The following is a 12,251-nucleotide window of genomic DNA, read 5'->3' on the forward strand; positions in this document are numbered from 1 at the left end:
TACAACACTCCGTTGAAGGTTAATCAGGAAGACTGTTTACGTATGCTTGATAGCAGCCGTACCAGGCACGATAGTCATTAAATGTAATACAGCCGTCAAGATCATAATCCGCCTCTTCGATAAATCCGGCATCACCGGTGCACTTTCGCAATGCGCCTCTCAGGATCATCATGTCGGCTACGTCCACATCACCATCATCATCCAGATCTCCGCAGAGATCCTGGGGGATCTGAGTGTTGGTAAATATAACAACAACGGTTTCACCCGCTTCCAGATTGATTGCTCCCGGTGCGCTGCCATCACTGACAACCGTACTGGAGAGGGTCCACCCGGACGGGATATTGATTTCGCTGACCGAATAGCTACCCGGTTCCAGCGGGCCGGAGTCATTTGTTTGATCATCCGACAGATTAAAATTACTGCCGTAGCTGGTGCTGAACTCAAACAACTGAGTGGACCCATCCGGATCAGTCTGTTTTTCAACAATGATCCTGCCGGGAGCAATCTCCTGGGTATTGGTAAAGGTCACCGTGACCTTTTCGCCCGGATCAAGTGCAATGGCATTGGGGTCACTGCCGTCATCGCAGGTGGCATTTGTCAGGGTCCATCCGGACGGGATGTTGATCTCGCTGACCGAATAAGTACCCGGGTCCAGCGGTCCGGAATTGTTTGTCTGACCATCTGACAGACTGAAATTACTGCCATAGCTGGTACTGAACTCAAATAACTGAGTGGACCCATCCGGATCGGTCTGTTTTTCAACAATGATGGTGCCGGGAATGATATCTTTGCTGTTGTAGAAGGTTGCCTTTACGGTTTCTCCCTCTTCAACCCGGAACGTAACCGTCCGTGCATCCACGTCAAATGAACCGTTATTATCTTCCAGGTTAATGTTGTTCAGGGTCCATCCTGAAAGGGCTGCTTCAGTAACAACATATGTTCCCGGATCAAGATCACCGACAACAATCTGCTCTCCATCACAAATACCGCCGTTTGCTGTACCCGTAAAGGTAAATGTTTCAGACGCACCATCCGGATCAGTCTGTTTTTCAATAATAATGGTGCCGCGTGGCGACAGGGTGACTGTCACAATCAGGGTATCTGTACCCACCCCGCCATCATCGTCTGTAACAGTTAACGTTACAGTGAACGCACCTTCACTGTCATAGACATGGGTGGGTGTCAGTGTTCCGGCGATAGGAGCAGTATCGTCACCGAAATCCCATATTATGGTGTGGGTGTCAGCCGATCCAGGATCAGTGAAACTGCCGGTGAAATTGACAATATCACCGGTTTGAACGGCCTGGTCGGGTCCTGCATCAACGGCTGGAGCAACATTGTTCACTGTAACAAGAAGGGTATCCGATCCCACACCGCCGTCATCATCCGTCACGGTTAGAGTGACTGTGTAGACGCCGTTCTCTGCATAGACATGGGTCGGCGTTAATGTTCCGCTGACGGCTGAAGAACCGTCCCCAAAATCCCATTCAATAATGTGGGTATCTGCACTTCCAGGGTCAACAAAACTACCTGAGAAGCTGATCGTATCGCCTTCATTTACGGTTTGATCCGGTCCGGCATTCACTACTGGAGCGACATTATTCACCGTCACAGTTGCTGTTGCGGTATCTTCCAGAAGAGAATCAGACACCTTCAGGCCAACCGTATAGGTTCCATTGTCAGGCCACGAGTAACTTGGATTAACTCCGGTTGCATCATCATATACACCGTCATTATCAAGGTCCCAGGCATAAGAAAGCGCATCCCCGTTGGGATCAGTCGAACCTGAGCCATCCAATGTAACCGCCGAACCCTCATCCACTTCATAGGGGCCACCGGCATCGGCAACCGGAGGCTGGTTTTCAATGACTGTTACTGATGTGAAAACCGGTAAGGACTCCATAGAGGTACAACTACCATCACCAATGGTGCAGCCGATCGGATTAAATGCACCGTTGTCAAATACCTTGAGTGCAATGTTGTAAACACCCGGTGTTGCATAGGTATGTGATGCGCTGGCACTTGTTGTATCAACGTCTACATCATCGAAAAAGACACCGTCATTATCCAGATCCCATTGGTACTGGGTAATGGAATCCCCGGGGTCAATGTCAAATGATCCGCTGCCGTCCAGTGTGAATGAAATACCCGCCGTTACGGTGTATGGACCACCGGTATCCGCAAATGGGGCATGCGGCGGTTCTGCCACTTCCACTTCACGGGTGTCGATATCTGTCTGGACTGGATCATTATCATCCGTGACCCGAAGTCTGGCTGTATACGTCACCGGCAGATCTCCGGCCGTGTCCGGGTCGGGGTCGGGATAGGTATACGTGGCAGCCGGATCAGACGGGTTGGTGGTGGCAAAGTCATAAGTTCCGTCTCCGTCAAAATCCCACTCGTACAGGACAATGCTGCGAAGCGGATCAAGGTGACGTGAGCCTGAGGCATCAAAAGAGAGGGGTTCGTCAAACGCCCATATGATGTCGTCGCCGGCATCGGCTTCAGGCGGCTGGGTAAACAGGGCCGGGGTAAGCATGATGATCCCCCAGGCTGTGGAGAATCCTGTGCCATAGCTGACATTCCAGTAACCGGTTGAATTCTGTATGTCCACAATTCGTTTTCGAATCCCGGATGTAGAATCGTTATACCAGTCAAATCCGGTTAAAGAAAAGGTGACTACCGGCGAAGGCTGTGCCAGGCGCATGGCCTTGACAAAAGCATACATTCCGTAAAAATTGTTGTATTGCCAGGAATGATTATTGGTCTGCCAGTAATCTGCTTGGTAATCTTCTGCTGTTTTCCATCTGGGGTCATTTGTGTACCGGTCGTCAAATGCCAATTGGACCATGCCGGATGGTGTTAGTGCAACACCATTGCCCGCACTTGTATATCCGAACCCAGTTCCATCATAGCTGTAACTGAGCCATACATTGTTACGGTCTTTGATCCATTGAGGCACATAGATACCAAAATTGTCTTCTGCTGCCAGCATACCGATTGCAGCCCATTGACAGGCTGAGTTGTCAGGGGCCTGGTTCCAACCGTATCTCCAGCCGCCGCCCACGGTGGCGTGATCGTATTGACCATAGGCGTAGGCATCCGTCAGGTCCACAAGCAAATCGTAAAAATACCGTCCAGCAATGTTTGTTCCGCCGGTCTGTGCAATCGCCTGGGGATTATTGGAAGAGGCAATGGCATCCATGATCATCCCCCCCTGGTAGGGTTGGTTGTTATATGACTCTTCGATACCAATACCATTTCCGTTCGTATCCGGATCTCCATATGTCTGGCTGCTGATACTAATGGCGCGTATCCGGCCGAACATATAGTTAAAGCCGATGGCAACGGTTTCTACATAGGGATTCTCCTGGTGGTCTCCATCCTGTAGATGCCCGTTGATCTCATAGGCTTGGATAGATGAACCGGTTAGGGATGTATATCCATTGTAGCTGCTGCCATAGAATGCGCCGCTGGATTTGTTCTGGTTTTTGTGCAACCACCAGAGTCCGTTGTCTATCGCAATATTTGTTTTAGTGTCATAGTCACCGGGTTTGATCACAAGATAATAAAAATCCTGTCCCACCAAACCTGCGCTGTCTTTAACTTCCAGTATGGCCGTATAAGGGGCTAAGTTTGCACCGGTATAAGTATGGTCCGTTTCAATGGCATAGTTGTTGGTAACTGCAGCCCAATCAGTCCATCCTGTCCCATCACCAAAGTTCCAGCGATATTCCAGGTCTCCGGCATCACGGACAATGCCTTTAAGCCTGGCACTTTCACCACTGATGGCTTCGTGGGGGATGGTGGGATCAGAGCCGCGCCAGGGAACGCAGATGACATCCGGAGCCAGGTTTGCAGCCACATTGACTGTGCTTGTGGCCGTACTTTGCTGCCCTGCACCATCTTCAACCGTCAATGTCACCGTATAACTGCCGGCAGCTGCATAGGTGTAAAACGGTTTCCTGCCCATGACATCGGCATCGTTGGTAAAATTGCCGTCGCCGTCACTATCCACGGCATCGTCCACATCCCATAAATATTTTACAATGCCGTGATCATCACTGGACGCGCTTGCATTCAGATATGCCGGCGGTCCACCGGCACCGGCATTATAGGGCCCGCCTGCATCCGCGCTGGGCGAAGCCGCTGCACCTGCAGCCAGGACGGTTACGGTTACAGTATCCGTACCTGTCTGATTGGCTTCATCCCATACGGTCAATGTGACTGCATAAGACCCCGAGGTGTGATAAATATGGGCCGGGGTGGGGCCGGTGCCCTTCATGCCGTCCCCGTAATCCCATTCATATTTGTAAATACGAAAGTCATCTGTAGAACCGGTTCCGTCAAACCTGACCACCAGTTCTCCTTCTGTTGTCATATCTGCACCTGCATTGGCTGTGGGGGCCGCACCACTGGTAATGGTCACGTCAAGCGTATCAATAACCGATTGCAGGCCATGATCGGTTACCTGCATGGCAACTGTGTATACCCCCGTTGCGTCATAAATATGGGAAACGTCAATACCGGTTTCGCCCGAGGGATTGAAGGTTGAACCGTCATAGTTGAAATCCCACTCAACGGTATAAACTTCATTGGGACCGTCATCGGTAGCGGTTCCGGCAAACTCGACGATCCAGTTTCCCTGGCTGGCATCAGCTTCAGTCAGGGTCTGATCCGCACCGGCATCTGCAACAGGAAGATCATTGACTGAGGTTGTGATACTGGAACTGTCGAAACCTGTCTGGTCAACCCCGTCATAGACAGTCAGGCCAATGGTATGACTGCCCGGTCCGGCCATATAAACCGTGGGGGTTTCGCCGCCGGCGGATTCTTTAAAATCATCCATGACAAAGGTACTGTTGTGGACCACCATGCCTTTTCGCAGAGTAGTGTCTGCAGGCTGGTAGGTAGACGTATAAACAACGGTCCAGGTGGTGTCGGAGGCTGGCTTGTAACTGTACACGGCACCGGTGGTTGTCAGTTCTATTTTGAAGTCATACCAGGTGTCAGCAGCAATGTCATAGCCGGTGTCTCCCCGGCTGGAGGAGAATTCGTAGATGTAGATATTTCTATTATACAGATAGAACTGGTATGGAAATTGAGAATAGCTGAAATTTGTGGTGCTAGTATTTTTAAAACCGAGCATGGCATCTCCGGTACCCAGATCCTTGACCCGGGCCTGGAAGACCTGTCCTTTTTCTTTCGGCACAGTACCACGGCTGACAATGTAGCGGTCACCCCATGCATTCGCTCCGGTGACGGAAACGGCATCATCCTGGGTAACATCAGTACCGGTATACCACTTGCCGCCTAAGAACCGGGTGCCGTCAAAGGTCTCTGTGCCCAGATTCCATAAATACCGGTCAACGTGATCATCATCTGAAGATAAGGACCCGTCCAGGGTGACGGTCCAGGCCCCTTCAAAGGCATTTCCAGTGGTTTCATTAACCGCGTAGGGACCTCCTGCATCCGCCACAGGAGACTCGCCCATTTCAACAACAACGGAAATCGTATCAATATGAGACTGGAGCGCATGGTCGGTTACCCGGACAGCAACTGTATATGCCCCTGTAGCAGTCCAGGTATGAGATAAGGTGGCAGCGGTATCACCGGATGGAACAAAGGTTGTGCCATCATAGTTCCAATCCCATTCATAGGTGTATATACCAAGATCATCAGTGGATGTTGAGGCATCAAAACTTCCTGCCCAGATGCCATCGGCTGAGTCTGCTTCGCCTAAGGTCAGGGCGTCGTCACTAATAACAGCCTCCGGGAAAACTCCGCCTGATGTTGTAACCGATGCCGTATCGGTATCACTCTGGCCTGCCCGGTCATAAACGGTCAAGGAAACCGGGAAGGTTGCCTGCCCGTAAAAGCGGTAAGATGGCGCAGGTCCGGCTGCGATTTCTTTTAAGTCATCCATGACAAAGGTGCTCTGGTAGACGTCAAAGCCCCGTTTAAATTCAGTTGCAGTGCCGTAATCAGAGTCATAAAGCAAAATCCAGTCCGGATCACCGGAAAGGCGGTAATAATATCGCGCGCCTTGTATTTCTTTCAGTTCAATGCGGATATCGTACCAGGTGTTGTAACTGTAATTATACCCTGTATCTCCCCTGTTATTTCCATCCTCATAGATGTAAAAATTTCCGTCGTTAAAATATAGCGCATACGGCATCTGGTTGTATTGAAAGGTGTTATTGGTGTTCTTAAATCCCACCATCGTATTCTGGCTTGTTTGTTTTACTCTGGCCTCAAAGGCCATGCCGGGTGCCCTTGTGTAAATGTCTTTGCTGAAAAAATATCGTTGACCCCACCCTGAACTCGGATGAGTGATACTTACTTCTTCATTCTGGGTTACATCACCATTGTGGGTCCATTTGCCTTCATTGACCTGGGTGCCGTTAAAAGTATCTGTGCCCAAGTCCCAAATGTATTGCTGAATTTCAACATCGTCTGTCGAGCCGGTACTGTCCAAATCAACAGTCCAACCTCCCTCAAAAGCAGCTGACTCATCAGCCGTATATGGCCCGTTGGCTTGAGCTGTTGGGGGGGCACTGGCGGCAACCGTTATGGGGATCGTATCGGATTCAGATTGGCCTGCCGCATCTGTTGCAGTCAACTGAACCGTGTGGGTACCGGCCGGAAACCTGTGACTTACGGTCTGACCGCTCACCGGAGTGGTGACAACAAGATTGTCAAAGATGGCATCCGTATAATAAGTTGAAAATCCTACCCGGCCATCCAAGAACGTGCTGTCTGAGTACTCGAAAAGGAATTCACCATCCAGATAAAAGCCGATTTGAGAACCGGTAAGAACAATTTTAATGGAATAAGTATGTCCCACATCAATATAATCACTTCCTGACCCGGCAAATGCCTGGTTATTGATCAGATCATATTCCAGTAGAGTGGTTGTGCTGTTGTTAACCCGTCGGTAAAGCAGGACATCATTGTATCCCCTTCCCCTGAGAATGAATTCATAGTTATTGTACTTGTCTTGTGCCCGGAAAAGGATTTGAATTTGTTCATTACTTCCTTCCACCAGGTGAACATCCGCTTCAATAACGTGGTCCGTATCAAAACTCTGGTCAAACAGCACCCAGGTTCTGTCGACCCCGGTATCTGTCTGGTGGTAGGAATAAGTACCCGTAAGGGGGGTGGCATCTTCAATCACCCAGGTGCCGGCATAAACCTGCCAGCCTGACGCGTCTCCATCTTCAAAATTTTCCGTAAAACCATAATTCATGTCCCAGAGAAACGTCATGGCGGTTTCGGTGTCACTGGCAAAATCAACTGCGTCTAAATTAATATTCCAAACCCCATAGTCTGCATACGGTTCTCCAAAAAAAATTGGTGTGGTGTCTATGACAGGCGTGCCGCCCTGGACCACAACACCGGCAACGGCCAGGTCGCTTTTATGGTCATTGTCTGTGACCAGAAGGGTTGTTGCGTATGTGCCCTCGGATGCATATGTAAAGGCATCCGGGTTCTCCAGGGTGCTCGTACCGCTGCCGTCAAATGCCCATGCCCAGGAGTCGATGGTGCCGTCACTGTCACTGGAGTAGGAACCGTCAAAATCTATGGAAGCTCCTTCACTGATCACGAATGGTGCTGAAGGCCGGATCTCTGCCACAGGACGACCCGCAGGCGGCGGCAGCGGCAGAGCTGAAATACCCATTGCATATGCACTGGTACTCCCTATATCCACGGCAGCACCAAACGTGCCGTCACCGTTTCCCGGATAATAATAGACATGACGGCCTGTATAGTTCGCAATGATTACATCCAGGTTCCCGTCACCATTATAATCATAGGCATCAAAGCCACCATGGTTATTCAGGTCAAGGGTTGTCTCGTATACAGGGGCTTGGAATGTGCCGTCGCCAATGCCCTTTATAAAATAGGTGTCTCCGTTGCTGCCGTAATTGGCAAAAACATCCGGATGACCGTCATTGTCAAAGTCTCCGGCCACAACGCCGTATGGGTCACTCCCCACATCTCCCAGATAGGTTTCACTGGAAAATGCACCTGTGCCGTCCCCCCATTTGACATCAATATAACCGCTTGAGTTACGTCCACGAACAATATCAATATTGCCGTCATGATTAAAATCGGCTGTGTCCATGCCTCGGCCATATGCACCCCAGTCAAGTTCGGTTTTAGAAAATCCGCCTTTTCCGTCACCCAACCAGATGCCGGTGGTGGACTGGTTGCCGTTGGCGGCAAAATCCATGTTGCCGTCATTATTAAAATCTCCGGAAGCCATATCCATAGCGTAGGAATTGGCATTGGACTGGGTCCCCACACAGGCTGTTTTGGTAAAATGATTACTGCCGTCGTTCAAGAACAAGTAATAATACCCAGTGCCTGATATCCCCCGGCCTGCAACAAAATCAAGGTCTCCGTCATTATCAAAATCATTAATCGCCACACCGCGGGAATAGTTTCCGCTTCCCAGATAATCAATCTGGGTCAAAGCACCCCAGGTGCCGTCACCATTACTTTCAGCAACGTAAATTCGCGAATTATCGTCTGTTACAACAATAAAATCCGCAGCCCAGGTGAATGCCGGGAAGAGTAAAAGACAGGTCAATACAAGGCATAAGAACATAGAACACCTTGATCGCCACCAGTTAACCGATTGTTTTTCAGAGCCCTTGCCTACTGCCATGCTTCCCCCCCCCCTAAGTAAATTTTTCTTGTTGTGGTATTTCCGTTATTTCGGCAAAATTAATTAAGTTCAATATATATGGGTTCAATTATCTCATCTCTTTCCACTTCTATTTTAATAGTTGTATCTGCTTTATTTACGATGGTTTCCCGAATGATTGATTCTGCTTTGGATGCGTCAGAAGCTGCTTCTCCGTTAATCTGTCGAATGACATCATCAGGTTGTAATCCCAATGTTTCAAGTGCGCTTCCCTGTTCTACCGTGTGAATTTTTACGCCAATCTGGTCTACCGGTGTTTTTATTTTCTGACTTATAGTGCTATTAAGGGCGGTCGTGATGGTATTCGAACTTGAAAAGATTTCTTGAACGGTAATGTTTCTGGATGTCTCAGGTGTCAGCTTTACAAACACACCGTCCCCATAGATCCTTTCAGTGTCTTTGACGTTATCTTCACTGGCCGTTTCTTCCTCTGCAGGCGCTCCCTCTCTTTCAGTCGGAGGGGCTGGTGGTGAATTTAAAGAACCGGCATCGTCATCTGCCGATTTTGAATAAACGATTTCAGCACCTTTTTTTTCAGAAATAATAATAATTTCATTTAAAACCACCTGGGACTTGCCGGATTTATTTTTTTTTTCAGAATAAAGAAATGAAACGGAACTGTTTTTCAGCACCCGTTTCAATGCTTCTTCAAGAGGCATAGAATCCAGTTGCATTGTGATTTTCTGGGTGGGGAGCCCGTAAAAAAGGATGCGGATATCGGTTTGATCTGCTACCCGGCTCAGGATAGTATCAAGCCCAATGTTCTGAACATCCATTGACAGCACGTCATTTTTAACAATAATTTGCTGACGTAATGCAGAGCTTTCGGGCACATTAATTGAATTAGCCGGATTAGCAAAAGACAACACAACAAAAAATGAACAAATTAACGCCAAGGACATAAAAATAATTTTATTTGACCTCATTTATTCTCCCAGAGCAACAGATTGACTTTATAATCGTTTTGAAGAGGTTGCATAAAATATGCCACTAATTGAACAGAATTTGACATGGCTTAAAGAGTACGTAAACAGTCCCAATAAGTGCCCGTTTGAAATGTTTCAACCTAAGTTGAACACATGTTATAGATCAAATTTTTAAATTTTGTACATCATATCATTGTGTGATTTTTTTCTTAATTAAAGACAAAAAATACACAATATAAGAATAAGATTTTATAGAAAAATTATGATGAAATTAATTTCATAGTACTCGACTTTCAATCTGGCTGATTCAAATACTAAGCTATGTGTGGACCTAAATTTTTGTTTCCGCTTTCTGTCTGTAATGTGTTAGATTGCAAAGGGTTGAAAGAACTGGTGTCGATTTCGTTTAGCAGAGAGGTCCGTAAATATAGGATTTTCTAAATGCTAATGGATGCATGGGTGGAACAGCCCGCTTCCTTGGCTACTGCACATTTAAAAGATCTAAAAATTAGGAGAGAAGAAATGAATCAGCTGAAAATGCCAAGTTATCATATTCCAAAAGTATTCCCTATGATTTTTCTAATGTTGATGCTCAGCCTGCCTGCCATCGCATCGGAAAAAAAATTAACGAAAATGGACCTGGATAACACCTTCAAGAAGGGATTTGATTTCCTTGAAAAGTCCCAGAATCCCGACGGGTCCTGGTCAAACCCCGGATTTCCGGCCATAACCGCTTTGGTAACCTATGCGTTTCTAACATCTCCCATGTATGCGAATATTAAAGAAAAGCCCGCCTTTATACAAAAGGCGCTGGACTATATTATCAGCAATGCCCATGAAAACGGTGCTATTTATCAGGAGGGTCTGCCCAATTATAATACCTCCATTTGCGTGATGGCTCTGTTGGCTGCTAACGATACCAAGTATCACCCCTATGTTTTGAAAGCCAGGCGCTACATTGCTACCCTGCAGCTTGACCAGGGTGAGAAGGGAAAAGTGGATGAAAAATTTGACGGGGGAATCGGTTACGGTAGTAAAGACCACTCGGATATGTCCAATACCTATATCGCTCTGGAAGCGTTGAAAGCCAGCGAATTTCTTGAATCCGACGATCAACTGGCAGTGTATAAGGATCTGCAGAATCTTCAGGATAGCAAACTGGACTGGGAAGCGGCACTTAAATTCATTCAGCGCTGCCAGAATCTGCCAGGATCCAATGATCAGACTTGGTCCAGTGCCGATCCCAAAAATAAAGGCGGATTTATCTATTACCCGGGTAGCAGCAAAGCCGGTGAAGAAACACTCAAAAACGGTAAAAAGGCGCTCAGGTCATATGGCTCCATGACCTATGCGGGGTTGCTGAGTTTTATTTTTGCGGACCTGGATAAAAATGACGAACGGGTACAGGCTGCCTACAACTGGCTGAAAGATAATTATACCCTGGAAGAAAACCCGGGCGTCGGGCAGCAGGGACTTTACTACTATTACCATACCATGGCAAAAGCACTGACTGTTTATGGTGATGATGTTATGGTCACCAGCAACGGCAAACGGATTGACTGGAGAAAGGAGCTGGCAACAAAATTGGCGGCAAACCAGCGGGAAGACGGCTCCTGGATTAATCCGACAGCCCGGTGGTGGGAAAATGATCCGGTTTTGGTCAGCGCATATTCATTAATATCGTTGAATCTGGTGGTCGGCAAAATTTAGCCAAGACGTGTCGTGTCTTTTAGATGAGGGGTATTTTGCCGGATTGTTTTGGATCCGGCAAAATACCCCTCAGGAATCTTTTAGCCTTTTTTGCAGTTTCAACGGCATTGTGGCTGTGACGGCTCAGTTCAATGTTTACTTGGCCACTATAATTTATGTCTTTCAGACTCCTGAAAATTTTTTGAAAATCCATCTCGCCTTCGCCAAAGAAAAGGTGATCGTGCTTGTCTTTCTTCATGTCTTCCAAGTGGATATTAACGATATCATTTCTATAATCCCATATTGCTTTTGAAATACTTTTTTCCGTGATCAGGGCATGCCCCAGATCCAGGGTCAGTTTGAACAAATCATGGTTTATTTTCTCTTTGAGTCTGTCATATTGATCAAGATTTTCCACGAACATGCCGGGTTCCGGTTCAAAAGCGATGTAAATGCCAAAATCCTCAGCCTTTTCAGATAGTTTTCGGCATCCTGAGATCAGCCATTCCCAGGCGTTTTGATCACTTACCCCATCTTTTTTTTGTCCGGACCAGATGGAAACCGCATCAGACCCTAAGAATGATGCGACTTCAAGACATTTTTCAATGAATTTGATCCTTGTTTCTCTTTTGTTTTTTCCTGGGGAAATAAGTGTTGGCTCGTGTTTAGTTTGAGGATTTAAAAGAAACCTGGCACCGGTTTCTACCACAGACGCCAGGGCATATTTTTCAAGCTGCGCCTTTACCCGCACCAGCTGGGTTTCGAAATTCTTATTCCAGGGATTTAAGGCATAATGATCAATGGTGACAGCGATACTTTCATAACCAAGACCACCAATGATATCAATGGCAGACAAAAGGGAATGATTGGCAAATCCGTTGGTATTATAACCCAGCTTAAACATGTGTTTCCTGCTCATTTAA

At 47.5% G+C, this 12,251-nt stretch carries 4 protein-coding genes; 1 reads left to right on the forward strand and 3 read right to left on the reverse strand.

From position 1 onward, the window contains the following. Window positions 1-19: 19 nt before the first annotated feature. Both B147_RS0100630 and B147_RS0100635 read right to left on the reverse strand, forming a co-directional pair. Window positions 20-8,674, reverse strand: coding sequence for a PKD domain-containing protein (locus B147_RS0100630; RefSeq protein ID WP_083927772.1), 8,655 nt, complete (start codon window positions 8,672-8,674; stop codon window positions 20-22). Window positions 8,675-8,733: 59 nt separating this feature from the next. Then, complete coding sequence (locus B147_RS0100635) at window positions 8,734-9,639, reverse strand: PDZ domain-containing protein (RefSeq protein WP_020585326.1); 906 nt, start codon at window positions 9,637-9,639, stop codon at window positions 8,734-8,736. 522 nt (window positions 9,640-10,161) lie between these two features. Here B147_RS0100635 and B147_RS0100640 point away from each other — a divergent pair. Further along, entirely contained in the window at window positions 10,162-11,349 is a 1,188-nt protein-coding gene (locus B147_RS0100640) for a prenyltransferase/squalene oxidase repeat-containing protein (RefSeq protein WP_020585327.1), read from the forward strand. Between the two features lie 19 nt (window positions 11,350-11,368). Here the strand turns inward: B147_RS0100640 and B147_RS0100645 are convergent, their stop codons facing one another. Next, on the reverse strand, window positions 11,369-12,232 hold the full coding sequence (locus B147_RS0100645) for a sugar phosphate isomerase/epimerase family protein (RefSeq protein ID WP_020585328.1): 864 nt from the start codon (window positions 12,230-12,232) through the stop codon (window positions 11,369-11,371). Between the last annotated feature and the right edge of the window lie 19 nt (window positions 12,233-12,251).

Source organism: Desulfobacter curvatus DSM 3379, from assembly GCF_000373985.1.
In the GTDB taxonomy this organism is placed as follows: domain Bacteria; phylum Desulfobacterota; class Desulfobacteria; order Desulfobacterales; family Desulfobacteraceae; genus Desulfobacter; species Desulfobacter curvatus.

Bases quoted from the DNA above. Each gene is read 5' to 3' on its own strand.
- B147_RS0100645 (WP_020585328.1), bottom strand. From the start codon at position 12,232: ATGTTTAAGCTGGGTTATAATACCAACGGATTTGCCAATCATTCCCTT.
- B147_RS0100635 (WP_020585326.1), bottom strand. From the start codon at position 9,639: ATGAGGTCAAATAAAATTATTTTTATGTCCTTGGCGTTAATTTGTTCA.
- B147_RS0100640 (WP_020585327.1), top strand. From the start codon at position 10,162: ATGAATCAGCTGAAAATGCCAAGTTATCATATTCCAAAAGTATTCCCT.
- B147_RS0100630 (WP_083927772.1), bottom strand. From the start codon at position 8,674: ATGGCAGTAGGCAAGGGCTCTGAAAAACAATCGGTTAACTGGTGGCGA.